Annotated in this window: 19 protein-coding genes and 1 riboswitch; of the genes, 6 read left to right on the plus strand and 13 right to left on the minus strand. The window is 46.5% G+C overall.

Annotated features, from left to right (window positions below; translation table 11 throughout):
- Nucleotides 1-95 precede the first annotated feature (95 nt).
- The 7 genes from nudC to HPS54_RS07635 all read right to left on the minus strand — a co-directional run bounded on the left by nudC (nt 96) and on the right by HPS54_RS07635 (nt 11,161).
- Nucleotides 96-893 (minus strand): NAD(+) diphosphatase, encoded by a 798-nt coding sequence (nudC, locus tag HPS54_RS07605; protein WP_172344843.1) that lies wholly within the window; start codon nt 891-893, stop codon nt 96-98.
- A gap of 45 nt (nt 894-938) precedes the next feature.
- Complete coding sequence (locus HPS54_RS07610) at nt 939-2,675, minus strand: bifunctional metallophosphatase/5'-nucleotidase (RefSeq protein WP_172344844.1); 1,737 nt, start codon at nt 2,673-2,675, stop codon at nt 939-941.
- Between the two features lie 66 nt (nt 2,676-2,741).
- Nucleotides 2,742-5,792: a two-component regulator propeller domain-containing protein gene (locus tag HPS54_RS07615; protein ID WP_172344845.1), complete on the minus strand. Its 3,051-nt coding sequence runs from the start codon at nt 5,790-5,792 to the stop codon at nt 2,742-2,744.
- A gap of 129 nt (nt 5,793-5,921) precedes the next feature.
- A complete protein-coding gene (locus tag HPS54_RS07620; protein ID WP_172344846.1) occupies nt 5,922-6,938 on the minus strand; it encodes an iron ABC transporter permease in 1,017 nt (338 codons plus the stop codon).
- Nucleotides 6,935-8,062 carry an ABC transporter substrate-binding protein gene (locus tag HPS54_RS07625; RefSeq protein ID WP_172344847.1) on the minus strand — a complete coding sequence of 376 codons (1,128 nt, stop codon included), beginning with the start codon at nt 8,060-8,062 and terminating at the stop codon, nt 6,935-6,937. Before HPS54_RS07625 ends, HPS54_RS07620 begins: the two co-directional genes overlap by 4 nt.
- Nucleotides 8,062-9,141, minus strand: coding sequence for a YncE family protein (locus HPS54_RS07630; RefSeq protein ID WP_172344848.1), 1,080 nt, complete (start codon nt 9,139-9,141; stop codon nt 8,062-8,064). The genes HPS54_RS07625 and HPS54_RS07630 overlap by 1 nt, the downstream gene beginning before the upstream one ends.
- A gap of 22 nt (nt 9,142-9,163) precedes the next feature.
- A complete protein-coding gene (locus tag HPS54_RS07635; RefSeq protein WP_172344849.1) occupies nt 9,164-11,161 on the minus strand; it encodes a TonB-dependent receptor plug domain-containing protein in 1,998 nt (665 codons plus the stop codon).
- Nucleotides 11,162-11,204: 43 nt separating this feature from the next.
- Nucleotides 11,205-11,387: riboswitch (cobalamin riboswitch) on the minus strand.
- Nucleotides 11,388-11,534: 147 nt separating this feature from the next.
- On the opposite strand from HPS54_RS07635, the gene HPS54_RS07640 reads away from it, so the two are divergent.
- From HPS54_RS07640 to HPS54_RS07655, 4 genes are all read left to right on the plus strand, one after another.
- Nucleotides 11,535-11,735, plus strand: coding sequence for a hypothetical protein (locus tag HPS54_RS07640; protein WP_172344850.1), 201 nt, complete (start codon nt 11,535-11,537; stop codon nt 11,733-11,735).
- A gap of 1,439 nt (nt 11,736-13,174) precedes the next feature.
- Nucleotides 13,175-14,077, plus strand: a complete 903-nt coding sequence (gene porD, locus HPS54_RS07645; RefSeq protein WP_172344851.1) for a type IX secretion system protein PorD — start codon at nt 13,175-13,177, stop codon at nt 14,075-14,077.
- Between the two features lie 23 nt (nt 14,078-14,100).
- Entirely contained in the window at nt 14,101-15,765 is a 1,665-nt protein-coding gene (gene recN / locus HPS54_RS07650; protein ID WP_172344852.1) for a DNA repair protein RecN, read from the plus strand.
- Nucleotides 15,766-15,801: 36 nt separating this feature from the next.
- Nucleotides 15,802-17,469 (plus strand): hypothetical protein, encoded by a 1,668-nt coding sequence (locus HPS54_RS07655; protein ID WP_172344853.1) that lies wholly within the window; start codon nt 15,802-15,804, stop codon nt 17,467-17,469.
- 291 nt (nt 17,470-17,760) lie between these two features.
- Here HPS54_RS07655 and HPS54_RS07660 read toward each other — a convergent pair whose 3' ends face one another.
- The 3 genes from HPS54_RS07660 to rlmD all read right to left on the minus strand — a co-directional run bounded on the left by HPS54_RS07660 (nt 17,761) and on the right by rlmD (nt 20,731).
- Entirely contained in the window at nt 17,761-18,951 is a 1,191-nt protein-coding gene (locus tag HPS54_RS07660) for a transglycosylase SLT domain-containing protein (RefSeq protein ID WP_277612195.1), read from the minus strand.
- A 55-nt stretch (nt 18,952-19,006) separates the two neighbouring features.
- On the minus strand, nt 19,007-19,180 hold the full coding sequence (locus HPS54_RS07665) for a hypothetical protein (protein WP_172344854.1): 174 nt from the start codon (nt 19,178-19,180) through the stop codon (nt 19,007-19,009).
- A 99-nt stretch (nt 19,181-19,279) separates the two neighbouring features.
- On the minus strand, nt 19,280-20,731 hold the full coding sequence (gene rlmD, locus HPS54_RS07670) for a 23S rRNA (uracil(1939)-C(5))-methyltransferase RlmD (RefSeq protein ID WP_172344855.1): 1,452 nt from the start codon (nt 20,729-20,731) through the stop codon (nt 19,280-19,282).
- Nucleotides 20,732-21,225: 494 nt separating this feature from the next.
- Between rlmD and HPS54_RS07675 the strand changes: the two genes are divergently transcribed.
- The gene (locus HPS54_RS07675) at nt 21,226-21,618 is read left to right on the plus strand and encodes a hypothetical protein (protein ID WP_172344856.1); all 393 of its coding nucleotides are present in this window, start codon (nt 21,226-21,228) and stop codon (nt 21,616-21,618) included.
- The gene (locus HPS54_RS07680) at nt 21,615-22,016 is read left to right on the plus strand and encodes a hypothetical protein (RefSeq protein ID WP_172344857.1); all 402 of its coding nucleotides are present in this window, start codon (nt 21,615-21,617) and stop codon (nt 22,014-22,016) included. The genes HPS54_RS07675 and HPS54_RS07680 overlap by 4 nt, the downstream gene beginning before the upstream one ends.
- A 697-nt stretch (nt 22,017-22,713) precedes the next feature.
- Here the strand turns inward: HPS54_RS07680 and HPS54_RS07685 are convergent.
- The 3 genes from HPS54_RS07685 to lpxA all read right to left on the minus strand — a co-directional run bounded on the left by HPS54_RS07685 (nt 22,714) and on the right by lpxA (nt 26,990).
- Nucleotides 22,714-25,143 carry a transglycosylase domain-containing protein gene (locus HPS54_RS07685; protein WP_172344858.1) on the minus strand — a complete coding sequence of 810 codons (2,430 nt, stop codon included), beginning with the start codon at nt 25,141-25,143 and terminating at the stop codon, nt 22,714-22,716.
- Nucleotides 25,144-25,206: 63 nt separating this feature from the next.
- A complete protein-coding gene (miaA, locus tag HPS54_RS07690) occupies nt 25,207-26,115 on the minus strand; it encodes a tRNA (adenosine(37)-N6)-dimethylallyltransferase MiaA (protein ID WP_172344859.1) in 909 nt (302 codons plus the stop codon).
- A 104-nt stretch (nt 26,116-26,219) separates the two neighbouring features.
- Entirely contained in the window at nt 26,220-26,990 is a 771-nt protein-coding gene (lpxA, locus tag HPS54_RS07695; RefSeq protein WP_172344860.1) for an acyl-ACP--UDP-N-acetylglucosamine O-acyltransferase, read from the minus strand.
- Nucleotides 26,991-26,997: the final 7 nt, after the last annotated feature.

The raw sequence follows: 26,997 nt of genomic DNA on the forward strand, positions 1-26,997 counted from the left end.
TATCCTGCTGTTGTCCGCTCTCGGGGGCGGTCTCGTCCGCCCCCGCCGCTCGGGCAGCCCCTCACGAGAGGAGTGAGGTAATGGCTATTCCATAATCAAAGTTTTGCACTTCGATTTGGAAGCTTCACCTTTAGTTTCAGCCAGTTGTCTATCAACTTGCGGGCAATGGAGAGCTTTTCCGGGATTACGGGAAGGCTGTCTATGTGAAACCAGCCGGCGGTCTTGAGTTCTTCCTGTTGTATATGTATCTCACCGCCTGCATATTCGGCATAGAAGCCGACCATAAGTCCGTTGGGGTAGGGCCATGGTTGTGAACCGAAATACTCGATGTTCTTTACTGTCAGTCCTGTTTCCTCGGCTATCTCGCGCTCAACGGCATGTTCGAGTGTCTCTCCTGTTTCCACAAAGCCTGCGACAAGTCCGTAGAAGTTGCTTCGGAAGTTGTGGGCACGCACCAATAGTATCTCGTCGCCCTTGTGAACAAGGCATATTACGGCTGTGGCAAGTTGGGGCCATATTTCCCTATGGCAGTTGTCGCAGACTTTTGATATGCCGGTATTCATGCGCATGGGCGAGCCGCATGTGCCGCAGTATTGCGTAGTGGTGTCCCAATATAATATCTCCTCACACTTTCCCGCTTCGAGATATAGCTCGAGAGGCAGCAGGTTGTATGACTTGCGCAGCGGACAAAGCTCGTACTTTGAATCATCTTCGGGAGAAGAAGACAGACTGAATGTCTTTACAATATGACCGCTTTCCGTGTCGATATCGTGCACGTGGCATCCTTTGTTATCCACGGGACATTCTTCACCTTGCGGTATTGTATATGTGCCGTCCGCCTGTTTTTCAAGTAACAGGTCGGAGTTGTAAAAAGCAAACCAGCATGTATTCATATATATATAATAGGTATACGTTCCTTATTAATATGGAAACAATTTTCATTTATCGCCGAACAGCAGGCGGTGGTCACGCTTTATGGCTTCCGTTGTCCACTCTTCCGGTACGAAACGCCAGTTGTTGTTGGCGCCCGGATTTATTGTTCCTTTCTTCTCTATCTCCTGCATCAGATAATGTCGCAGGTCCCTTTCGCTTTTGTATATTATCCTGTTTTTCAGTTCATCGTGCGGAATGCCGGCACCCTTCGTCAACAGTTCGCCGCCGCCGTTGCCACGATAGCTGTTCATCACCACGCGATACATGGCGGCTTTATCAAATGGTTTTCCATCGCTCATGCGCAAGATGTGCACCTTTTCGCCGTCGGGGCGTGTCACGTCCACTTCATAGTCTATTCCCGCAGCGCTGTCAAAGTTGAACGTCATGTTGCGGAACATACTGTGTCTTCCGCCGGTCAATGCAGCGGTATCCAACAACAATATATGGTCGTCTGCCGATTTCATGGTGTTTACCCACAGGTCGTAACTCATCTCAAGATGCTTTCTTACCTCCTCGCCCGTAAGCGTCATCACGTAAAGCTGGTTCTCATACTTGTAAAGGTTGAACATATCGCTTACGTATATGTCGCCTGCTTCTATGCCGGCATCGACGGAAAGAGGAGCATTGAACGATATGTCCGCTCCCGTTATTTGCAGTTGCAGATTGTGAATAAGGTCAACGAATGCGGAACTTCCGAAGAAGCTGTCCCTTGTGTATATGCCTTTGGCAAATGTTCCTATCTTTTTGCCCACGTACGAGTTTATGTCTTCCGTCACAGATCTGAACCTTTCCATGTATTCTTTGTCCGCATTGCATGCCGCAATGTCCGTTATCCTGCCCGTTACAGTCTTCTCTTTTACACGCCCGTTGTCAAGTGTAAGCGTTATTTCCGCATCGGCAACGGCAAGTGCATTGTTTGCCGGATTGAGACATAACACCTGCTTGCCCTCCGTGTTGGTTATCTGTCCGCAGTATCGCGAATGGTCGTGCCCGAATATAATAAGGTCGAACCCCGCCACCTCGCGTGCCACTTTTAATGTTGCATCCTCGTAATACGTTTCGGTGGTTATGCCTCCTTCCTTGCCCGAGTGGAACAGTCCGATGACGACATCGGGGTTTTCGTTCTTCTTTATGTATTCCATCCAGTGGCGTGCAGATGCTGTCATTTCTTCAAAGCGCATGCCCTGCCACAGGTCCTCGGTAAGCCAATTGGGGATTGCCGGTGTAAGAAGTCCCAGAACTGCAATCTTTATTCCGTCCTTGCATATCATCTTGTAAGGGCGCAGATAGGGCTTGCCGTTGTCGGTTCTTACTATGTTTGCACCAAGTACCGGGCATTTTACCTCGTTTATCCACTTGTCATATACCGCATGTCCGGTCTCCACATCATGATTTCCTATGGTCTGTGCATCGTAGCCAAGATAGTTTATGACCTCTGCCGCAACGTTTGTAACGTCATTCTTCACATAGTTGAAGTAGTAGCACGTGGGTTGTCCCTGCAGTATGTCGCCGTTATCCAGCATGATGAGGTTGTCTCCGTATTCTTTTCTCATCATGCCGGCGTATGTACTAAGTCTTGCCAACGAGCCTTTTGTCTCCTTGCGCTCTATGAAGTTGTACGGAAAGAAGCATCCGTGTACGTCACTTGTGCCCAGCACCCGTAACTTTACAGTTTTTGTATCAGCCATCGATGATAAGTTAATGCAGATTATGAAAGCGGTAAAAGCAATAAGTCTTTTCATTACATTATTTTTTATTCCTTTGTCTGACGGTCAATGCCCAATGGTGCACGCCCACCGCCCGTTTGTTTACTGTTCCTGTTCGTCCGGCGATGCCTCGACAGTGTTTCTGTTTGTGCTTGCCGGTTTCTTGCTCCTTGCATCTTCACGATACTTTGTCGGTGTCATGCCCATCTTCATCTTGAATGTGCGGGTGAAATAAACCGGATCATTGAACCCTGTCTTATATGCAATTTCCTGTATTGTGATATTGGAGTTCTCCAGATACATTATAGCCTTCTTCAATCTGAAGTCACTTATAAGTTCTTTCGGTGACAATCCCGTCAGTGATTTCACCTTGTTATAGAATGATGTTCTTGACAACGACGAGTTCTCAAGCATGTTTTCTATCTTTATATTCGCATCGGTGTAGTGTTCCTCCAGCCAGTCGAGAAGCTGTTTTACAAACTCGTAATCATCATCATGCTTGAAGGCAACTTCCTGCGGTCCGACCTTTATGACCTTCATGTTCTCCAGGTTTATCTTGCGCTTCTTTCTCATCCAGAAGTATATGCCGCAGCCAAGGACTATCAATATTATATATATCCACAGTGCCACAGTAGAAGCCCAAAAGTATGGAGGAACCTTAACCGTGATTTCCGCTATCTCATATTTATCGGGCGATTCGAGCAGAAATGCCTTTACCTTGAATTTGTATGTTCCGGCAGGTATGTCATAGAAACTTGCCATGTGCGTGGCATCGGCATTGTGCCATTCGTCATCATATCCTTCGAGCATATACTGATAGTGTACCCTGTGCTGCAGATGATGGCTTAGTGATGCGAAGCTAAAGGCAAATGCACTCGACCTGCTCGGAAGTTTAACGTAGTTGCTGTCCGGGATGTAGTAATCGTAGAAATCGTTCAGACGCGGACTTACAATCTCGCTGTTGATATAGAAATTTGTTATTTTCAGTTTGAGATCTTCGTTCTTAGGCATAGAGAAGTTCTTTCTGTCTATTAGATAATATCCGTCAAGAGTGCCGAAAAACAGTTGCCCGTTGTTGAGTTGCGTGGCGGCACACTCCGAGCAGCTAACGTCTCCTATTCCGTCTAATGACGAGAATATTGCAAACTGCTGTTTCTCTGGATTGAAAGAACATATTGTCTGTTCGGTGGTGAACCATACGGTCCCTTTATTGTCGAACGTGATGCTTTTTATCTCACTGGACGGCAGTCCGTTCTTGTCGCTGTATGTTTCGAACATCCATCCTCCGTCTTTATCCTTCTGCACAGCCCGGCTGAGTCCTCCGCTGTTTGTTGCAATCCACATCCGTCCGTCTTTTGCCTTTGCTATTTGTATGATATCATAACTTTCCAACGGTCCCAGATTACCATTGTAGTTTTTTGTCTGTTTCAGTTGTGTGCTGCCTATTTTCTTTGTCTTGGCATTATAGTTGAATAGTATTATTCCGTCGGATGTTCCTGCCCATACAAGTCCGTCATTGTCCACGGCAAGAGTTCTTATTCTTCTGTACAGTTTGTTCTGAATGTCACTGACAGTGTTATTGGCATTGATAAAACCATTGCCGTCGTTTCCGCCCGGCAACATGTTTATTCCTCCGCCGAATGTAGCAACCCAAATGTTGCTTTTCTTGTCCTCTGCGGTACAGTATACATTATCCGAACTTATGCTTTGTCTGTTCTTTTCATTGTGACAGAAATGTTTCATATTGTATCCTCCGTTTCCGTCGGCAGTCATTCTGTACAGTCCGTTCCCTTTGGTGCTCATCCATATATTCCCGTTGTGGTCCTGCATCAGATGATATATCCTGCCGATGTTCTCTCCTTCGGAGTTTTTGTCTATTACAGTTCTTTTTCCATTGTCAAAGATATACAGCTTTCCCGCCTTGCTTCCAATGAACAGTTTTCCGCTTTTCTTATCCTGTAGTATTGCCCTTATTTCATTGGCATCATAGTTTGTGGCATTGGGTTCGAGTTTATATCTTGAAATTTGGTTGTTGAAAAGTTCGAGTTTCTCAAGTCCTCTTCTTATCGTAGACATCCATATCACACCGTGTGGCATAGGCAGATATGCCGTCAGTGTGTTTGACAAGTTCCAGGGATTATCAGGATTGTTGTGAAAATATCTTATTTCATCAGCTTGTCGGTCATAATATCCGAAACCACCATGGTTCATTCTTGCCCATAGAATGCCGTCTTCTTCACAGAACATGCCACCGTTAAGATCTATGTCGGGTATGGTGACAATCTGGGTAAAGTCTTTTACATCACCTGTTGCAGGGTTAAGTCGCGATACACCCTGTTTCTCCGTCGAGAACCATAACAGTCCGTTATTGTCCGCATATATCGAAGAAACATGTTTTTCGTCGAGCTGTTTTATCAGTTTGCGTTGTCTCTTGTTGTCAAGACATAATATTTTTCCCGACATCGTACCTGCGTACAGTTTGTTCTCCTTGCATGTAGCAGCTGTTATATCTTCGCCACCGAAACAGCGGTTGGATATTTTTCCTGTCTTGTTGTCGAGTTGCATGATACCATTATCGGTTGCCAGCCAAACATTGCCGGAGTTGTCACATACAACGCTATTGACATTTATATTGACCAACGGATAGTTTTTTCTTATAAACTTGCTGTTTTTAAGTTTTATACGATAAAGACCGTTGTTGTCAACTATCACATACACGTCTCCGTTTGGAGCAACTGTTATTTTGTGAGTGGTTATAAAGTTGTAGCCACCGTTTATTCCCTGAAAGGCACTGATGATTTTGTCCGTTCTTCTGTCGAGCACAAATACACGGTTGTCATACATTCTCATCCATATATTGCCTTCCGGATCTGTATGTATCTGGAGTATTCTGTTGTGAAAATCCGAGATGTTGCTTCTCAGTCCTGTGCTGTAGTTGTAAAACGAATAACCGTCATAACGGCACAATCCGTTATAAGTAGCAAGCCAAATATAGCCATACTTGTCAGTAATGATATCGGATATTGCATTGCTGGCAAGCCCGTCTTTTGTGGAATAGTGTGAAAGTTTTGCTTTAAGGTCTAAAGCATGTATCTCGTTTATGGCAGTCATTGCCAGTATTGACGTTATTATTATTATGGCTGTCTTTTTCATCTTATGCTTGTGTTTTAGGTCATGGCAGTGTTGTTGCCCTTCTTATCTTATGCAAAGATACATAAAAAACGTGATTTTTTATGTTTTTATATATAATAAAGTCAAGCCATATACCACATTTAATGTGTGTCAGACAAGTCTGCGTCTTGTTATAACGTATATTATTACCGGTGCACCGATGAGCGGTGTTACGGCATTGAGCGGCAATACTCCGCCCGTACACGGCAACACACATATAAAATTGCAAAGCAGTGCCACTGCCATTCCCGATATCATGGTTGCCGGCATTATAATTCTGTGATTGTCTGTCAATAGGAATATGCGCGCGATATGCGGAACGGCAAGTCCGATAAACGACACAGGACCGCAAAATGCGGTGGTTATGGCAGTCTGCAAACCTGTTACAAGCAGCAGCAGGTTGCGAACCCTTGTGGTTCTTACGCCGAGGTTCTCGGCATATTGCTCCCCAAGAAGCAGGGCGTTGAGGGGCTTGATGAGAAGAAGCGAGCATACAAGTCCAAGTATGGTGACGGATGCAAACAGTGGAATGCCGTTCATTGTCACTCCGCCGAAGTTGCCCATTCCCCATATCATATACGACTGTACTCCTTCTTCGGTTGCGATGAAATTAAGCAGTGAAATGGCGGACGAAGCCATGTATCCCGTCATGATGCCTATGATAAGCAGCATCACGTTGTTGCGGACGATGACTGAAAACAGCAGTATTATCAGCATCACTGCCATGGCGCCGGCAAATGCCGCTGTCAGCACGGCGACAAACGAGCCTGCCGATATTGTTCCGGCAGACATGCCTATGCCCGGCGCGAGCATCACTATGGCGACACCGAGGCTTGCACCGCTGTTTATTCCGAATACGGACGGACCGGCAAGAGGGTTGCGGAAAGCCACCTGCAACATCAGTCCGCATGCCGCGAGGGACGCTCCGCACAATGCGGCGGTTATTGCCTGGGGCAACCGAGACTCCATTAATATGTATCTCCAGCTTTCGTTCTCGTGCTCCTGCCATATCAGTATCTTTATCACGTCTTGTAACGGGATGTCTGCCGCACCTACGAAAAGGTTCAGGACGAAGAGTGCAACGACGGACAGCGATGTTGATAATATGTATATGCTCTTTCTGTTCATTTAAGCTTGAAGAAATATTTGGTGTCACCCTTTATTCCGAGGTCGGGATGGGCTATCATGACGAAGTCTCGCAACAGTCTTTCCGGATGAAACGGTGTTTCTTCGTAGAAAGTGGAATGCAGAGTGTTGCATCCGTATACTTCGCCGGTCTTGAATGCCTTGAACTGTCTGTATCCGTTGTATTCCTTGCCGAGAGCGTCGAGCGCGAGAGGCTTGTCGCCGGCATATCTAAGCATCCATATTCCGGCATCGGAAGAGCTTTCGAGCACCTTTTCGAACGACAGCTGCAGGCTTCCGCTGTTGTCGTTGTCGGCAAACGGATATGCTATCTCGGCGTCTTTTATAATCTGTCCTATCGTGCTTCTGCCTCCCGGAACATACCACACCGAGCCTGTTTTAGTATCCATGAGTATGGAATTGCTTACTCTCGACGTCTTTGCCAGCGTTTTCAGTTCCATATATTCTTTCTCTACGGCATTGAATATGCTGTCCGCCCTTTCTTCGGCGCCCCAAAGCAGTCCGTAGAACTTCATCCACTCGGCGCGCCCCAGTGCCGTCGTTTCCATATAATCGGCGGCTTCTATTACGGGGATGCCCAACTTGTCAATCTTTCCGTAGCCTCCGCTGTTCCGGAAGGGCGACAGCAGTATCGCGTCAGGGTGCAGTTCGATAATCTTCTCTATCGCCGGAGCCATGCTGCTGCCGCAGTCGGCAATGCTTCCGTTCTTTACGGCAAGGGAAATACGGGCGTTCTTTATGTATGGAACATCGCAAACTCCGGCAATGCTGTTCTCTCTCTTCAGCGACAGCAGCAATACGCTGTGTACCGACGTGCTTATCACCGATTTCTCCAGCGGTATCCTGATTACCGTGCCTTGGGGCAGTTTTCCGCTGTGTTGCGTTCCTTTTTTTACGAGTATGTATGTATGAAGCGTCTTGCCGGCGTTCCACGGGTCGGTGAGCGTGACGGTTGTGTAGTCTCTATGCTTCACAATCTTTATATGCTCGGCATACTTCATTGTCATGCTGTCGCCGGCATCTTCATGCCCGGCGGTTGTCTTGCCGGAGCACGAAGATATCAGAACCGTTGCACATACAACGATATACTTTAATACTCTCCTCATTATCTGATGAATATCATTGAGTTGGGGCTTATGCCTCCCGCCGGTACGCTTGATATGTATTTTCCGTCGGCAGCGATGTGATACAGCTTGCTGTCTTCGAAATAATTCGTCAGACCGATGTAGAAGCTGCCGTCGTATTCGTTGCGCTCGATCATGTATACCGTGTTTGTGCCCTGCGTCATTACGGCAGGCAGGTTGGTCATCTTCCATTCTTTTGTCTGTCCGGTCTTGGCATTATAGATCGAATAGTTTGTCTGATAGTTGATATAGTCAGGTGATGTGGAGTTTGCCATGTACAGATTGTCGCCGTCCGCATACATGTTGCCGGCGTCGGCAATCTTCGTGCAGGTCTTTGTCCTTTCGTTGTAGAGCGAGATGTATCTTTTGTAGTTGGCATCGTATGCCATGATGTAGATGTGCCCGTTGTCTTCCTGTATTCCGAACGGGTTGCTCATTATCTCCACGCTCTCCGCCTTGTCAAACTTGTTGATGTCTATTATTGACAGGGTGTTTGATGCCACGCCCGAGTTTACGCAATAGAGCTTGCCGTTGTGCTCTATAATCTGTTCCGGAGTGTTTCCCACCTTCACAGACTTCTCCGGTTTGAGCGTCTTAGCGTCGAAACGTGCCACGTATCCGCCGTAGCATGTGACGTAGAGCTTGCCGTCTTCTTCCACAAGGTTGCGCGGTTCGCCCAGTGTCGCAAAGTCGGTGTATCTTGCAAGCTCCACTCCCGAGCCGTTAAGGCGCAGCAATACTTTCGATACGTTCACTACGATGTAGATGTCACCGTCGTGTTCGATCATGTCGTTGGCTGTGTCGCCCAGCTTTATGCCGTTTTGTGCCTCGTATATGTCGCGGGTGTAAATGGTGTCCTGCGCCGGATCGAGGAATGTGAGGTGCGAGTTGTTGTGTTTGAATGTTCCTTCGGTAAGGACGAACGCGCGATAGCGTGGCAGTTCGACTTTTGAACCTTCTTTCCAAGACCAGTCTTCGCTGTCGTCGTCGCTGCATGAGAAGAAACCGAATGAGAGAACCAGTCCGCAGAGGACCGATAGAAGCATTTTACTTGTTTTCATAATAACTGTTTTAATGTTTATTTTATAATGTAATAGTTGCGGATAATTGCCAGTTGCGCCCCTGCATGGGGTAGTACTGTATTATTTCGTACTGCTCGTCCGTGAGATTGTATATGCTTCCCGCCACCTGCAGCGCGCAGCTCCTCAGTTTGAACTTGCGCGAGAGGGTTATGGAGTGGTCCCAATACGGTTCGAGCCTGTACTCGTCCGTAGACTGACTCATGCTGTAGCGTTCGCCGCAGGCATTGACGCTGTATCCGATGCTCATCCAGGGCGTGTTTAGTGTCAGTGTGCCGTTGCCGCTGTTCACGGGCGTGTAGGGCAGCTGCCTGTTGTAGCTCGAACGCTGCGTATCGGTCTTGTCTACGGCTTTCTGGAGAGTATAGGCAGCCGTCAGTTCGGCGTCGAAGCCCTTTGCGATGTGCCATCCCAAAGCCATTGTGGCGTCTATTCCGGTGATGTGCACCTTGCCGAAGTTCGCCATCTTCCATACGTATGTTGTCGGAAAGGCGACTATCTTGTCGCTGACGTTGTTGAAATAGCCGTCGACGGTAATCTGCATGGAGAGCGTCCTGCCTGTTTTCCCCGCCCATGTCATGCCGGCGTTGTACTCGACAGCCTTTTCCGGCTTCAGTCCGGTGTTGCCTATGTGCATGTAGTACAGGTCTGTGAACGTAGGTATGCGGAACGTGCTCTTTATCATCGCGCGCACAAACAAAGAGCGGTCGGCGATGAGGCGGTAGGATGCCGACAGCGAGGGGGAGAGCCGCTTGCGGTCGGCGGGCTTGTCGCCCTTGTCCACATGCTCGGCGGCGTATGTCCCTACGATGTTGCCGTTTACGGTCAGCCGCTTGCCACTGTATCGGGCGGACAGGGCGCTCAACGATGTGTAACGCTTGGGATCGGGCTGCGTCTCGATGTTGTTGCCGAGGGTGTTGATGAAGAAGTCCTGTGCAAAAGCCACCGAGACGTTCTTTACGGGGAGCCACATGAGCGTCGACGAGGCGTAGTATTCGTTCTGCCGGTTTATGTCTGTCAGCCTGCCGTCGGGGTATTTCACGTTGATGTCCTCGTATCTGTTCCACGAATGCGTGTATTTCAGTATGGCGTTGAGCTTCAGTCTGTTGCCGAAACTCCTTTTATAAACGCTTTGTGCAAAGAAGTTCTCGTCCCAAAGACGCTCCTTTGCATCGTTGTTGTATAGGATTACGACGCCCGGCAGCCCCCTTTCCGAATAATAGTAGTATGCCTTTGAGTGAAGAGTGGCGCCGTTGTCGAACGTGTTGTGCATGTTCACCTCGCCCTGCCACGAGTATATGTCGCTGTTCCTGCGCTTCTCGGTTGTCGTAAGCCTGCCGTTCTTCAGTTCGAACGGGTATGCGCCGTCGGCGCGCATGAATGTGGCGTTGGCGGATACCACCGTCTTCTCCGACAGCTTTTTCCATAACGACATCGTGGGGCTTACCATACCGAAGGAACCGCCGCGGAGCTTGCTCTTGAACGTCCAATCCTTGGCGTCGAACCGCGGCAGCTCGGTTTCTATCGACAGCAGTGCCGCCGAGGCATAGTGGCGCGCCGTCTGCATAGGGTCGCTGCCTTCGCCCAATGCGAGCGACAGGCGCGCTATGTTGTCGCTCATGAAATGTCCGATGTCCACCTGCCCGGCTTGTGTGTTGTTTATCGTCACGCCGTCGTAGCTTATGGCGGTGTGGTGCGCGCCGATGTTCCTCGCCGATACGGTTTTCATTCCGCCTATGCCCCCGTAGTCCTTCACGCTCGCCCCGGCGAACTTCTTGGCGATGTCTGCCACGGTGTGAAAACCCATGATGTCGACAGTCTCTTTATCTATCGTCTGCAACGGCTTGTCCGACAGTATGTTGCCCGATGTGCGTTTTGCCGACACTTCAACGCCGTCGATGGCTTTCGTCTTGCCGCAGACAGAGTCGTTTCCTGCCGTCTGACCGCAGACAGCTACCCCGGATGTGCACAACAGTGCTGCGATTGTTAGAATCTTTCTCATAATGATGTTGTTGTTCTGCAGCTTTCCTCGAGCACGCAGAAAATATATACACATGCCGGAGGCAGGTCTTCTGACTTTGTTGCCCGTAGACAAACGCCTTCCCGATAGTATCAGTGGCTTTGTGTTTGTCTCGCAAACGGCAGCTTACAGCAGCGGGACTGTTCAGGACTCTCACCTGATTCCCTTTTAATTGCACTGGTTACGCGAGTTCGAGATAACGGAAATCCGAACATATCCTCCTCATGTAGGGACATATTCTTGTATTTGTCCGCACGCATCGAAGAGGCGTTCAGATAAGAAGTCAATGTCTTCAATACAAATGCCTTGTCGTTTTGTCGCTTTTATCTGTGTGAACAGTATAAAGAACGCCTCTATGAGGCGTGCGGACAGATACAAGAATATGTCCCTACATGAGGAGAACACGACTGAAGCGATTGTTGCTTATCCCGAACCCACGTATTGGTTGCAAACCTACAGCGGCTGCAAAGATACGAATAAGTCGATAATAAAACAACAAATTTATTTGTTTTTTGTCGAGAGGGAGGAGATAAGGGAAGGAGATAAAGGAAGATAAGAGGGGAGATATGGGGGAGATAGAGGACGTATGCCTCCGATGCGTGTTCTCCAACGGGTTGCGTATTCTCCAACGGGTAGAGCTGTACCATGGTGCAGCCGAAAAGAATATGGATAATTACCCGAATAGATTTGAATGATAAGCCGATGTGATTGCGAATGACGCAAGCTATGCGGTTTCGGATGCTCCGGGGAGCATCCCTACACGGCGCAGGTATAAATTATGAATTATCAATTATTAATTATAATGGCGTTTTTCCTTTCTTTTTGATTTTCCATAACCCCGAAATACGGCGATATTCAGAAAAAAGAAGCATGTCGGGGCGAAAGAACGCCAAAATACGCGTGCTGGTATAACGTGTTTGATATCAGTAAATTACGTCAGGAAGCAGGAAAGTGTGCATCGTTTAGGGCTGGAAAGCGCCTTATAATGTCCCATAAACAGTATTTTTGCCCTGTTTAAATATGCTTTTCGGGGTTCTATCGCATATGAGATGTAAACGTATCGCATATGAGATAGAAATGTATCGCATATGAGATGGAAATCTGTAGCATATAGTAGAGAACTCTGTGGCATATAGTAGAGAACTCTGTAGCATATAGTAGAGAAAGCTGTGGCATATAGTAGAGAAATCTGTGGCATATAGTAGAGAAATCTGTGGCATATAGTAGAGAAATCTGTAGCATATAGTATGGAAATCTGTAGCATATAGTACAGAACTCTGTAGCACCTCTTTAAAGAGTTCCTAAATACCCTTTTTACCCTGCAAAAGGCGGCGTTTCAGACGTAAAATGCCCGTCCTTTCATCCTCAAAAGCATGTTTTCTCGCCTTTTACGACCGCTTTTAACGTCTCTTAATACGTAGAACGCGACTTGCAGACGATAGTTTTGAAATGACAAAGTGATAGGTAAAAAAGGAAAACAGTTGACAAATGAAAAGCCCACGAAGGTGATTTATAATTGGAGAGGACGTCTTTTGTGCCGTGTAGGAGGGTGTGTCAGAACAAGCAGTCACCTGCGTTGTAGGGACATATTCTTGTATTTGTCCGGTACAGATCCACTGATTTTCAAATTGTTATGGGCGGACAAATACAAGAATATGTCCCTACAACAGCAGATATCGCATTTTGACACCTTCCCGAAGCGCAGGGTATATATCATGTATATATGAAGCGACAAGGCATACGTCCTCTATCTCCCCATATCTCTTATCTTCTCTATCTCCTTACGCTATCTTCTCCTGTTGGAGAACACATCTTGAAGGCATACGTCCCTTTATCTCCCCCATATCTCCCCTTTATCTCCTCTTATCTCCTTTGTTTTATCGAATATTCTTCGTACATTTGACTTCGCCTTCGGCTACGTCCAATGTACTCCGTCTCGGCAAAAAACAAATGAATTTGTTGTTTTGCTCTCAACTTATTCGTACATTTGCAATCATGAAATACATATTGATGATATTATTTGCCGTGGTTGCGGCGATAAAGACGGATGCGCAGGAGCTTCAGGCGCGCGTCACGATAAATCATAACCAGATACAGGGAACGGATGCGAGCGTGTTTGACAACCTGCAGCAGACGTTGGAGCAGTTTATAAACGACATGCAGTGGACGTCGTTGCAGTTTCAGAAGAACGAACGCATCGTCTGCAACTTCAATATCACCGTGACAAAATACGACCAGTCGTCGAATATCTTCACGTGCAACGCGCTGATACAGGCAAACCGACCGGTGTACAACTCCTCGTACACCACCACCTTATATAATAATAAGGACGATGAGTTCAATTTCGAGTTCGCACAGTTCGACCAGCTCAACTACAACGAAGAGCAGATAGACAACCAGCTGACGGCGCTCATCGCCTATTACGCCTATCTTATAATCGGTCTCGACCTCGACAGCTTCTCTCCCATGGGCGGCGAGGACCTTCTGCAGCGTTGTCTCAACCTTACGAACAATGCGCAGAACCTGTCGTATCCCGGTTGGAAGGCTTTTGAGAACGACCGTAACCGCTTTGCCATCATCAACGACTATATGGAGGGCGCCATGCGACCGTTCAGACAGTTGCAGTACGACTACTACCGCACGGGACTGGACGAGATGGCGAACAATGCGGAGCGCGGACGCACCAACATAACGACGACGATAGAGACAAATCTAAAGAAGGTGCACGAAGACAAGCCTTTGAGTCTCCTGCCGCAGATATGGACGGACTACAAGAAGGACGAGCTGGCGAGCATATACAAGGGCAAAGGCACGCCGAAGGAGAAGGAAAGCGTTTATGATATCCTCTTTTCCATAAACGCGTCGCAGAACAATTATTGGGAGAAGATAAAGGAATAAGAAGCATATAACGTGAAACTGAAATGCTGAAACAACTATATATAAAGGATTTTACCCTTATTGACACGCTCGACATGCGTTTCTTCCCCGGTTTCTCCGTGATAACGGGCGAGACGGGCGCGGGAAAGAGCATTATACTCGGTGCGATAAACCTGTTGCTGGGGCAGCGGGCGGACATGAAACTGATAAAGACGGGATGCAGCCGCTGCGTGATAGAGGCGCATTTCGACCTCAGCCGCTATGACATGGAGGCGTTTTTCACAGAAAACGACATAGACTACGATGCCGACGACTGTATACTGAGGCGCGAACTGACGAGCGCCGGGAAGAGCCGCGCGTTTATAAACGACACGCCCGTGCCGCTCACGACGATGCGCCGGCTCGGCGAGCAGCTGATAGACATACACAGCCAGCATCAGAACCTGTTGCTGAGCGATGAGGACTTCCAGTTGAACGTAGTGGACGTCATTGCGCAGGACAAGGACGCGCTCGACGACTACAGGCGTGAGTTTGCCGGATACATCGCCGCCGTAAAAGAGGCGGACCGCGTGCGACGTGAGATAGAAGACGGTATGCGCAACGAGGACTTCATACGTTTTCAGTATAACGAACTGTGCGATGCCCAACTTGAACCGGACATACAGGAGGCTCTCGAGCAGGAGAGCGAGACGCTGAACCATGTGGAGGAGATAAAGACAGCCTTGTTTGCCGCCGACAGCATACTTGCAGGCGGCGACGGCGAGGGCGTGGTGGAGCGTCTGAAGGAAGTTGCACGCACGCTCGGCGGCATCGGCGGCATCTGTCCGGACATAAAGGATGCGGCGGAAAGGCTCGACAGTTGTTATATCGAACTGAAGGATATAGCCGACGAGGTGAGCGGCAATGCAGAAAGCATAAGTTTCGACCCGCAGCGTCTGGAGGTTATCAATTCAAAGCTCGACCGTATCTATTCCTTGCAGCAGAAACATCATGTGTCTACGGTGGACGAGCTGTTGAAGATACGGCGGCACCACGGCGAATTGTTGGAAAACATAGACAACAGCGACGCGCATCTTAAGGAACTTGAGGCTGAGAAGCAGCGGATATTCAAGTTGTGTGAGGAGAAGGCGGCGCGCATGTCCGGGCTTAGGCGTAAGGCGGCGGGCGTGATAGAGGGGGAGATGCAGAAGAGGCTCGTGGCTCTCGGCATGCCAAATGTGCGCTTTTCAGTTACTCTGGAGCATAAGGACTTGGCAGCCGACGGTGCCGACCGTGTGGTGTTCATGTTCAGCGCCAACAAGAACATGCCCCTGCAACCTGTCTCGGAGGTGGCGTCGGGCGGAGAGATCGCGCGTGTGATGCTGTCGCTGAAGGCTATGATAAGCGGTGCGGTGAAGTTGCCGACAATCATCTTTGACGAGATAGACACCGGCGTGAGCGGTAAGGCGGCAGAGCGCATGGCGATGATAATGCAGGAAATGGCGTTGAAAGACAGACAGGTCATCAGCATCACGCATCTGCCGCAGATTGCCGCGCGCGGCACGACGCATTACAAGGTATATAAAATCGACACTTCCGGCGGAACGGAAAGCCGCATGGATGTTCTGTCGCCCGATGACCGCGTGCGTGAGATTGCTCAGATGCTCAGCGGCTCGGATGTCAGCGAAGCGGCGGTCAGCAACGCGAAAGAACTGCTTGGGATGATATAATATATATAATGTATAGGTTTAATTTTATTTGACGATATGAAAAGGATTGTAACTATAATAATAGTGTTGATAGCTGTCTGCGGCGCCTTGAAAGCCCAGCCGGCAGCAGTAAAGAACGTGGCGAAGTCTGTATTCACACTTACTACATTCAAGGAAGACGGCAGTCTGCTGGCATCCGGACACGGTGTGTTCGTCGGAACGGACGGCGAGGCGATAAGCAACCTTGCGCCTTTTATCGGCGCTGCGCGTGCGGTGGTGATAGATGCCCGCGGCAACAAGATGGATGTGACGCGTATGCTTGGCGCAAACAGCATATACGATGTGGCAAAGTTCAAGGTCGACGGCAAGACGACGCCCGCTCCTCTGGCGTCGTCGGCTGCAAAGGCGGGCGCACAGGTGTGGCTTGTTCCGTATTCGGTGAAGTCACCGTCGCCGAAGTCAGCCACGGTGAGAAACGTGGAGACATTCATGGACAAGTATTCGTACTATATCTTTACCCTCGATGCTTCGGACAACACAGTGGCGTGCCCGTTTGTAAATGCCGGTGGCGAGGTGATAGGACTGATGCAGCCTTCGACGACAAACAGCGACATCCATGCAACCGATGCGCGCTATGTTGCGGATTTGAAGATGAGCGCCCTCTCGGCAAATGAGGATGTCTTCCGCAAAATATCTATCCCCACGGCTCTTCCCGATGACAGGGAACAGGCTGTGCTTGCACTGATGATAATAGGTCAGAACGGTGACTCGTTGAAGCATGCTGCGGCAGTGGACGATTTCCTGAAGGCATATCCTGCATTGTTGGACGGATATGTGGCAAAGGCGCAGATAGCCGTAAGGGCAAATAAGTTTGACGATGCTGCAAAGAGCATGGAAAAGGCGATAAGCAGCGTCGCAAACAAGGATGATGCGCATTTCAATTACAGTAAGATAATATACGACAAGGAGCTTTACAACCCTGCACCGTATTCATCGTGGTCGCTTGACAAGGCTCTCGATGAGGCGGAGAAGGCGTACAGCATAAATCCTCTGCCTGTTTACAGGCATCAGCAGGCATTGGTGAAGTTTTCCAAGGGCGAATACCGGCAGGCGTATGACATGTTTATGGCACTGACCGCGACATCACTGCACAACTCTGAACTTTATTATGAGGCGGCACGTTGCAAGCAGATGATGAAAGCTCCCAATACGGAAGTGTTGGCTCTGCTCGACAGTGCGGTGAACAACACCGACACTCTTCGCATCGTTGAGGCGGCTCCCTATTTCCTTGCCCGCGCCGATGTGTATGTAGAGGAGGGAAACTACCGTCAGGCGGTATTTGATTATACACGTTACGAACTGCTGAAGGGTCGCCGTCAGCTTGGCGCAGACTTCTATTATGTGCGTGAGCAGGCAGAGGTAAAAGGCAAATTGTTCAAACAGGCGCTCATCGATATAAATATGGCAGTGATGCTTGCCCCCAAAGAACCTTTATATTGGGCGGAGAAAGCTTCGCTTGAATTAAGAGTAAACATGATTGACGAGGCTATGAAGACTGCGCAACACTGTGTGGAGCTTGCTCCGGACTATGCCGACGGCTATCTGTTGCTCGGACTGGCTCAAGTGCAGAAAGGAAATAAGGCAGAAGGACTGGAAAATATGAAAAAGGCGCAGGAGCTTGGCAATGAGCAGGCAGAGAAACTTATTGAAAAGTATTCCAAATGAGTCTGATTTGTATTGAGGTGCCATCCACGTTGTAGGGACATATTTTTCACTTCGTTCAACAACACGTCTTGTATTTGTCCGCTTGTATAATGATTTGATAATGTGTCTGTTACAGACGGACAAATACAAGACGTGTTGTTGAACGAAGTGAAAAATATGTCCCTACAACGCGGATGATTGCTTATGTCGACCCGCCATCATTTTATTATTGTCATGTCATGTACGAAGCGATAAAGCATACGTCCCTTATCTCCCTTTTATCTCCTTTTATCTCCTCCTTATCTCCTTAAATCAAATCTTAAACCTATGTTTCTTCCGTGCCTTTCTCGGCGTCATCGGATTATACGGAATCATTTCCTCCGTTTTTATATCCGGTTCATGTATTCCCGATGATTTGTATGGCACACCGCGGTATTGTGCATAGCGCTGCCTTATGCGTTCCACGTAGTCAACGGTCTCGCTTCCTCTCATATAACCGTATTTCACCACAGGGTCGTTGTAGTAGGCAGGCGTCTGCAAAGCAAGAACAAACGGTGCCACGTTGTTCCAAAGATGCGGATTACGTCCGTTTTTGCGTGCCAGCGCCATGGCGTCGCGTATGTGCAACGGACCGGCGTTATAGGCGGCAAGCACAAAAAGGTGTCGCTGTTCCGTGTTGGGAATGTCGCGGAAAGAATTCATAAGTTGGGATATGAACTTCGTGGCGGCGGATATGTTCTGTTCCGGGTCGTATATCTTGGATAGCGGCAAGCCGAGGTGTGTGGCCGTAGACGGCATTATCTGCATCAGACCGCATGCCCCTGCCCATGAACGTGCGTTTGGGTCGAAGCATGATTCCTGATAGCATTGTGCTGCAATGAGTCTCCAGTCCCAGCGTGCAACGGGTGCGTATTTGCGGAATAACGGGTCGTAAGAGGATATAATACCGGCAGATTTGTTGAGGAATGGCGAATACGTGCGCCGTCTGACACTCTTTTTCGAGAACATCATGCGTTGCTCCCTGTTTATCTCTGCAAGCATAGACGGGCGATACCAGTTGTTTAGCGTGTCTGCCAGTTCCCGGTTTTCATCGGATACCGCCCATTGAACACCGAGAGAGTCTATGGCAGCGCCACAGAACTGTATCGGGTATGTCTTGCCTAACTTGCGTGGAAGCATTACGGCAATCAAGTCTCCGTCTCCGTTGCAGAGGCGTGTTATCATCTCTGCTGTGTCTTTGCATAATTCCACACGCACGGATACTCCAAGGTGTGCGGCAAACTTTTCGCATAGCAGATATTGTGTTCCCATGCCGTGCCCGTGATAGTCGTAGTATGTATCCGGACCGGAAATGGTCAGCACAATCATTTCACCGTTTGTCATTATGTCTTTTATCGCAAAAGCCTCGTTTGTCGAGTCTGTACTTACTTCTCCCCACGGCGTGACGATTGTCTCGGATTTCTTATGCGTGCATGCGACAATCATTATCATTGCAAGTGCCATACAGGCTGTGTTCTTGTGTAGTGTCATCGGTGGGGATATGGTATGTCTTGCCGGTTCAGATTTCTACGAATGTTGATATTACGGACATGATTACGATTATTATGGCAATAAATATCATTGTTCTGAAAAGTATCAATGATATCTTTCTTCTGCGTTTGTATGAAAGCAGACTTCTTGTCTTGAAATAATCGGCACTGTCCATGCCCTTGATGTTGTGTGTTCTTTTCATAATATTTTTAAAGGTATAATGTGATTTTACAGAATGATAATTATGTTCTTTATTATGTGTTTTATCGTTATGAAACGGTGTCTTGATAAAATCAGACAATCATTGTATTTCCACGGTCGGCGTTTTCGGTTGCTCTCTTTTCTCGAGCAACACCACGTTTTCTACATGTGGCGTATGCGGGAACATGTCTACGGGTTGGACAGCCGTCACACGATAGTGACAGTCAAGTGCGGCAAGGTCGCGTGCCTGTGTCGCCGGGTTACAGCTTACGTACACAATGCGGCGCGGCGCGGCGCGCAGAATGGTATCCGTTACGTCCTGATGCATTCCTGCACGTGGCGGATCGGTTATTATTACGTCCGGTCTGCCGTGTTTGGCTATGAACTCGTCATTAAGAATATCTTTCATGTCACCGGCATAGAATATGGTGTTGTCTATACCGTTGATGCTTGAGTTCACTTTTGCATCTTCTATTGCCTCCGGCACATATTCTATGCCGATTACCTGTCGTGCCTGCTTTGCCACAAAGTTTGCAATGGTTCCGGTTCCGGTGTACAGGTCGTACACAAGTTCGTTGCCCGTCAGTCCGGCAAAGTTGCGTGCCACGGTGTATAGATGCAATGCCTGTTCGGTGTTAGTCTGATAGAAGCTTTTCGGACCAACCTTGAATTTAAGATCCTCCATTGTCTCGAAGATAAAGTCATTACCTTTAAAGGTCTTTATTTCAAGGTCGTTGAACGTATCGTTGCACTTCTGATTGTCTACATATAGCAATGACGTTATCTGCGGGAACTTGTCTGCTATATGGCATAACAGTCTTTCTGCCAGTTCGTGGTCGTTGTCATTTTCAAAGTGGAATTGTATCAGCAACATCCACTCTCCGGTATTGGAGTTTCTTATCATTATGTCGCGCAACAGACCGTGTTGCTGTCGCAGGTCGAAGAACGACATGCCGTTGTTGTATGCGAAATCGCGTATTTCGTTTCTGATGTTATTGTGCAGGTTGTCCATAAGGTGGCAGGTTTCGATGGGAAGTATCTTGTCGAATGCACCTGTAATATGGAAACCTATTGCGTTCATGTTGTCGTATACCGTTCCTGCAGCAACCTCTTCGCGTGTAAGCCAACGTTTGTTTGAACATCCGAACTCCAACTTGTTCCTGTATTCGCGTGTTTTTACGGAGCCGAGAATGGGGTGGGGTTCGGGAAGTTCTATTTTACCGATGCGTGTGAGCTGGTCCATCACTTGTTTTTGTTTCATCTTCAACTGCTCTTCGTATGGCAAATTCTGCCACTTGCATCCTCCGCAAATGCCAAAGTGACTGCACATCGGTGTCTCTCTCACATCGCTGTATTTTATAAATCTGATGACTTCTGCCTCGCAGTAGCTATGTTTTTTCTTGCGTATCTGTAAATCCACCACGTCGCCCGGTACACAGAACGGTACGAAGATTACTTTGTCGTCTACTCTTACGAGCGATTTTCCTTCTGCAGCGCAGTCGGTGATGGTTATATTTTCCAATATCGGTAACGGTTTCTTCTTTCTGCTCATTATCTTTATTATGTCTTTAGATAATTTTTCCGGGCACAAAGTTAACGAAAATCTCTGTAATAACCGTTAAAAGAGTATGGAATATCACTGCAAAGGAAAGGATAGGGGAGTGAAATTACAACCAAATAGCTTCTTTTCATTTAGGTTAGGAACTTTGTTTATAGCAGTACAAGGCTTTTTGCGGAAAATACAGTAACTTTGTGGATGTTAGAACAATATGAGAAACGTATGAAGAAGTGGCAGAAAATATCAGACATAGTGACGCTGGCAATCTTGGCGATAATAAATTTCGTAATATATGAGTTGTCATATATGCAAACTATGTATATTAAAAAATATCCTTCTGTCGAAAGAGTCCTGTCCGATTCTCATGATGCTTTATTGAATGTTGGGTATCTCGTATTGGCTAATTATCTTATTATAGTATTGTTGTTTATCTGTCTATGTAAGAACGGGGGTAAAAAATGCGGCTGAAAGATAAACGGTTTTGGATTTTGGAAGGTATGCTTGCCACAATACCATTCATCATGGGATTATTTGCAATCATAGTCTTAATATCCGGTAACATGAGCTTCGAGTTTTCAGAATTGCTTTATCCTGCAAATATTGAAATATTTGTAATATGGGAGATAACCTATTTGTTGGCAGGTGTATTGTCATATAGGAAGGTAAAATCAAGTAGTTGGGTTGCAAGTTCCTTTATTGGTTGGGGAATTGCCTGCCCCCTAATTGCAGTTTCAACTTTTATATGGGCTGGAATAAGAATACATGATGGTTTCAGCGGTTTAGCCTATCTTATGATTTCTATCATATCATGGGGAGGCAGCATATTGCCATTATTGCTCGCAAACTATATCCTTTTAAGTCTTTTCTCCTATAAATCATGAAACTGACCGATAAACGATTTTGGATATTCGAGACAATGATGTTGCTTTGTGGTGTGGCAACCACTTGTGTGGAAGCTCTGAACTATGGAATAAGCTTGTTTTATCTCATAGGGCATTTGTTCGTTTATCCTCTATGTTTCTGCATTGGCGGAATTGCGACATGGAAAATAGCTAAAGAGGATGGCGTTTGGCGGCTGGCAGGTAATAATCTGCTTTTCTCCGCCATAGTGTACAATCTGTTTCACCTCATCTTGTATCCGATATATGGGGTGCCGTTTTCATCTTCTGCCTATTGGGATGCCGCCGGTTGCTATGTATTGTGTGCCATACTGCCTGTTGTTTCTTGCTGTTATGGCTATAAGATGATAGAAAGATACATTAATAAAAGAATATCATAAAATAGGCAAATATATTTTTGCTACAACTTTAAGTGTCCATTATAAATTATCAATTGTCAATTATAAATTGTATTCTTGTGTCATTTTGTCATTTCAAAATCATCGTCTGAAAGTCGCGTTCTACGTGTTAAAAGTTTTCAAGGGCGGTCGTAAATGATAAAAGGGCATGCGTTTTGTTATAAACGAACGTGCTTTTCATAGGAATAGTACGTGCAAAAGAGTGGAAAGCACGTGCTTTTAGGGGCAGAAATGTCGCACTTTGCAGGGTAAAAGGGCTGCTTTGGCAACGTAATAAGGCAACTTTCGCATAGAAATCAGGCAACTTTCTTATTCCGATAATGCACACTTTATTGCTTTTGTGTGTAACATGCTGATGTCTAACGTGTTATGCCTGCACGCGAATTTAGGCGATATTTCGCATCGACAAGCTTTCTTTTTCAGAAGATCGCAGTATTTCGGGGTTATGGAAAATCAAAAAGAAAGGAAAAAACGAATTTAGTTGAGAAATGAAAAGGATGTGTCAAAATAAGTGGATTATTCATGTTATATGGATATATGCTTGTATTTGTCCGCTCATAACAGCCTTAATATCGGTGGCTTGTGCACCGGACAAATACAAGCATATGTCCATACATACAACAAATATTGAATTCTGACACATCCCTTTCATTATGATAAAGATGTTATATCAGATCATTTATAAATCCCAATCGTCCAATGGAGTATTCTCATCCGTTTCCGGAGCATTTTCATCTTCAACAACATTTGATTCATTTTCAGTCACAACATCGGTTGTATCGGTACTTACAGTGTCGTTGCGCACCGGTACATAGCTTGCGCACGAGTACATGCCATACTTTATATCGGTATCATCCGGCGTACGGAATTTGCCATGATATTTTGCAAATGCGGCGTCGCTCATAACTGCCTGTATGAAGTTTCCGCATATAGGCAGGGCTGTGCGGCTTCCTTGTCCCAAGGCTCCCGTACGGAAGTGTATGCTCCTGTATTCTCCGCCAACCCATGCTCCTGCCACAAGGTTTGGACTTACACACATGAACCATGCGTCAGAATGATTGTTTGTTGTTCCGGTCTTTCCTCCAAAGTCGGTATCAGGGGCAGAGCCGATGTACGACCACAGGCTTTGCGACGTACCGCCCGGTTCGCGCATGCCGCCCATGAGCAGTTGCTGCATGAAGAAGGCGCTTTTGTATGGTATGGCTTGCTTTTCTTCACGTTGCGCCTTGTATATCTCTTTTCCGTCTTTGTCTATTATTCTTGTTACAAGTACGGGTGATACATGTTTTCCATTGTTGGCTATCGTACAATAGGCATTTACCATTTCAAGCAGATTGACATCTGATGCTCCTAATGCAAGTGACGGAGCTTCGTCCAATGGGCTTTTTATTCCCATTTCATGGGCTGTATTGATGATATTCTTTATTCCCATTTCCTGACCAAGGCGTACAGCCACGGAGTTGATACTCCTTGCGAATGCACTGCGTAACGGAATGGAGTCGCCGGAGAAACGTCCGTTGGCATTGGTTGGCGTCCATATTGTTGTCTCTCCTTTTTTCTTGTCGTAAACCTCCATGCGTATATATTCATCCCGACGTTTGTCGCACGGTGTAAGTCCTTGGTTCATTGCCTCGGTATAGACAAAAAGCTTGAACGTAGATCCTGGCTGTCTCATTGCCGTTACCTTGTCATATTTCCATGACTTGAAGTCAAGGTCGCCAACCCATGCTTTCACTTCGCCTGTCTGTGGCTCCATTGCGAGGAATGAGCAATGCATGAAGTGCACCATGTAGCGTATGGAGTCCATTGTGCTCATTTCTTTCTCAATGACTCCATTTTCGTAGTCGAACAGTTTCACCGTGTGCGGTTTGTTCATGTAATATTTTATGGAGTCTTCATTGCCATCGTATTTCAGTTGCAATGCCTTATATACAGGTTGCCGTTTTGCTATGTTCTCGATGAAGTTGGGAATGACCTGTCCTTTCTCGTCGCGCCATGGATCCTGTCCGCTCCAATGATTGTTGAAGTTACGTTGCACCTGCTTCATCTGCTTTATTGCTGCTTCTTCAGCATATTTCTGCATGCGTGTGTCAATGGTTGTATATATTTTCAGACCGCTTGTGTATAGGTCGTATCCGTTATCGTTGCACCAGTCTTTAAGTTCGTCTGCAACAGCCTCGCGGAAGTATTGTGCCTGCCCGTCGTAGTTGCTTTCTATACTGAAGTTCAGTTTTATGGGTATTTGTATTATTGAGTCGTACTCGGCTCGTGTGAGATCATTATGCTTAAGCATGTTGTGCAATACGACATTGCGGCGTTTCAGACTGTTTTTCGGATTGGAGATAGGGTTATATGCAGTTGTTGCTTTCAACATTCCCACCAATACGGCAGCCTGTTCCGCTGTCATTTCTGCCGGTGTAATGCCGAAATATGTCTTGCACGCAGTTTTTATTCCGTAGGCATTGGAACTGAAGTCTACGGTGTTGGCGTACATTGTAATGATGTCTTTCTTGTCATATATAAGTTCCAGCTTTGTTGCGATAATCCATTCCTTGCTCTTCATTATCAGCATTCTCACACCGGGGATGTGTCCCAACAGTCCTGTGGAGTATTGTGTCCTGACGCGGAACATGTTTTTTGCAAGCTGTTGTGTGATAGTTGAGGCACCACGTGCATCGTGGTGTACTATCATGTCCTTTACTGCAGCAAACAATCCTGTTATGTCTATGCCGAAATGACTGTAGAAACGTTCGTCTTCAGTGTCAATGAGGGTTTTCCAAAATATGGGGTTTACATCTTCATATTTTACCGGTGTACGGTTCTGATTGAAATATTTTCCGATGAGAACTCCGTCGGAACTGTATATTTCTGACGCTTCATTGGTCTGTGGATTTTTAATCTGTGAGAAGCCGGGGGACTTTCCGAACAGCCAAAGAAAGTTTATGTCCACCATTACAAGATAAATGATAAGCGATATTATCAGTGAACATATGACTATTATTGTTTTTGTGTACCATGCGCGACCTTTGTACAGATTTTTGTACCATGACCATAGACCGGCAATTTTTCTGCGGCATAGTTCTGCTGCCACCTTTACTTTCTCAAACATAATGTATGATATTGTTTTATGTTTCTTTGAATAATAGATTTACAAAAGTAATAAAAAACTTATCTATTGTAACTTACTTTCAATATAATTTATGATTTCTTCAAAGTTATCGGGATGAAACCATGCTGTTTTTTCATCTCTTTTGAACCATGTAAGCTGTTTCCTGCAATACCTGCGTGTATTGCATTGTATCCTGAATACGGCTTCATCGAGCTTACAGTTACCTGCAAAAAACTCGAACAGTTCTTTATAACCAACTGTATTAAGCGAGTTTAGTCCTTTCATGGCATACACTTTTTGTGCCTCGTCCACCAATCCGCTGTTTATCATTTCAACAACACGTCTGTTGATACGGTCATAAAGTTCGTCTCGCTCACGGTTAAGTCCTATCTTTATTATATTAAAAGGTCTTTTCTTTATTTTGTTCTTTCTGAATGAAGTATATGTCTTTCCGGTCATGTGGCATATTTCGAGTGCATGGATAACACGTTTGGGATTGTTTTTATCCACTATATCGTAATATTCCGGATCCAATATCTCAAGTTCATGGCATAAAGCGTCAAGTCCCTCTCGCTCATATCGTTCTTTCATTGTATTGCGTGTGACATCATCAACGGTAGGAATATCGTCTATACCATAGCATACGGCATCTATGTACATCATGCTCCCGCCTGTCATTAGTGCTATGCCGTTGTGGTTGTCCGATGCGAAATGTTCACTTAGACATTTCATTACATCCATTTCAAACATGGCTGCACTATAATAATCGTGTATGCTGAGCGTTCCGACAAAGAAGTGTCTAATCTTTTTCAGTTGGTCCTCCGTTGGTGCAGAGGTACCTATAGGCAGTTCCCTGAACAACTGTCTTGAATCAGCGTTTATGATAAATGTGTTGAAGTGTCTGGCTATATTGATGGAAAGCTCTGTCTTTCCGACTCCAGTGGGACCTGATATTACGATAAGATTGTTCATGTTGTTCTTGTCTTTTGTCGTCTGAGGGGTAAAAGTTAGTGCTTGGTGTTTCTTTTTGTTGAAACGCACCAAGCACTAAATATCATTATTGTAATGTATGGTTCTTATCTAATGATGCCTCGTTGAGAAGACGTGATAAAATCTATTATGTAGTCAATTTCCTTGCATTTCGGCAGTTTCTCCTGTATCTCCTTTATAGCCTCCGACTTAAGTCCTTTTGAATATATCAGGCGATATGCGTTGTGTATATTTTCTATTGTATCGTTGCTGAAACCTCTGCGACGCAGACCTACAAGGTTTAGACCGAAGTATCTTGCCGGTTCTTTGCCTACAATAATATAAGGTGGTATGTCCTGACTGAATTTGCAACCTCCTTGTATCATCACATAGCTGCCTATGTGACAGAACTGGTGACAAAGTACATTGGCACTGATAACTGCGCAATCGTCAACAATAACCTCACCTGCAAACTTTGTCGAGTTGCCTATGATTGTTTGGTTGCCGATAATGCAGTCGTGTGCAATATGTACACATTCCATGAGAAGATTGTTGCTTCCCACCTTTGTTGTTCCGCGAGATGCCGTTCCACGTGATATTGTCACGTTTTCACGTATGCTGTTGTTGTCACCGATTTCACATGTAGTATGCTCGCCTTTAAACTTTAAATCCTGTGGTTTGGTGCTTATGCTTGCACCAGGAAATATTTCGTTGTTGTTTCCTATTCGTGCGCCCACATGAACTGTCACGCTATTCTGGAAAGTATTGTTGTCACCAATAACCGTATCCTTGTCAATAAAACAGAAAGGACCGATAATATTGTTGTCCCCAAGTTTTGCCTCCGGATGAACGTATGCTAATGGACTTATCTGATTCATAATGGTT

It is taken from the genome of Xylanibacter caecicola (genome assembly GCF_013166515.1).
Taxonomy (GTDB): domain Bacteria; phylum Bacteroidota; class Bacteroidia; order Bacteroidales; family Bacteroidaceae; genus Prevotella; species Prevotella caecicola.

Coding starts and splice junctions, on each gene's coding strand:
- HPS54_RS07655 (WP_172344853.1), top strand. CDS start 15,802: ATGAAAAGGATTGTAACTATAATAATAGTGTTGATAGCTGTCTGCGGC.
- HPS54_RS07685 (WP_172344858.1), bottom strand. CDS start 25,143: ATGTTTGAGAAAGTAAAGGTGGCAGCAGAACTATGCCGCAGAAAAATT.
- HPS54_RS07680 (WP_172344857.1), top strand. CDS start 21,615: ATGAAACTGACCGATAAACGATTTTGGATATTCGAGACAATGATGTTG.
- miaA (WP_172344859.1), bottom strand. CDS start 26,115: ATGAACAATCTTATCGTAATATCAGGTCCCACTGGAGTCGGAAAGACA.
- HPS54_RS07625 (WP_172344847.1), bottom strand. CDS start 8,062: ATGAGGAGAGTATTAAAGTATATCGTTGTATGTGCAACGGTTCTGATA.
- nudC (WP_172344843.1), bottom strand. CDS start 893: ATGAATACATGCTGGTTTGCTTTTTACAACTCCGACCTGTTACTTGAA.
- HPS54_RS07615 (WP_172344845.1), bottom strand. CDS start 5,792: ATGAAAAAGACAGCCATAATAATAATAACGTCAATACTGGCAATGACT.
- HPS54_RS07610 (WP_172344844.1), bottom strand. CDS start 2,675: ATGAAAAGACTTATTGCTTTTACCGCTTTCATAATCTGCATTAACTTA.
- HPS54_RS07620 (WP_172344846.1), bottom strand. CDS start 6,938: ATGAACAGAAAGAGCATATACATATTATCAACATCGCTGTCCGTCGTT.
- recN (WP_172344852.1), top strand. CDS start 14,101: ATGCTGAAACAACTATATATAAAGGATTTTACCCTTATTGACACGCTC.
- HPS54_RS07635 (WP_172344849.1), bottom strand. CDS start 11,161: ATGAGAAAGATTCTAACAATCGCAGCACTGTTGTGCACATCCGGGGTA.
- HPS54_RS07665 (WP_172344854.1), bottom strand. CDS start 19,180: ATGAAAAGAACACACAACATCAAGGGCATGGACAGTGCCGATTATTTC.
- HPS54_RS07640 (WP_172344850.1), top strand. CDS start 11,535: ATGAGGCGTGCGGACAGATACAAGAATATGTCCCTACATGAGGAGAAC.
- rlmD (WP_172344855.1), bottom strand. CDS start 20,731: ATGAGCAGAAAGAAGAAACCGTTACCGATATTGGAAAATATAACCATC.
- HPS54_RS07630 (WP_172344848.1), bottom strand. CDS start 9,141: ATGAAAACAAGTAAAATGCTTCTATCGGTCCTCTGCGGACTGGTTCTC.
- porD (WP_172344851.1), top strand. CDS start 13,175: ATGAAATACATATTGATGATATTATTTGCCGTGGTTGCGGCGATAAAG.
- lpxA (WP_172344860.1), bottom strand. CDS start 26,990: ATGAATCAGATAAGTCCATTAGCATACGTTCATCCGGAGGCAAAACTT.
- HPS54_RS07660 (WP_277612195.1), bottom strand. CDS start 18,951: ATGGCACTTGCAATGATAATGATTGTCGCATGCACGCATAAGAAATCC.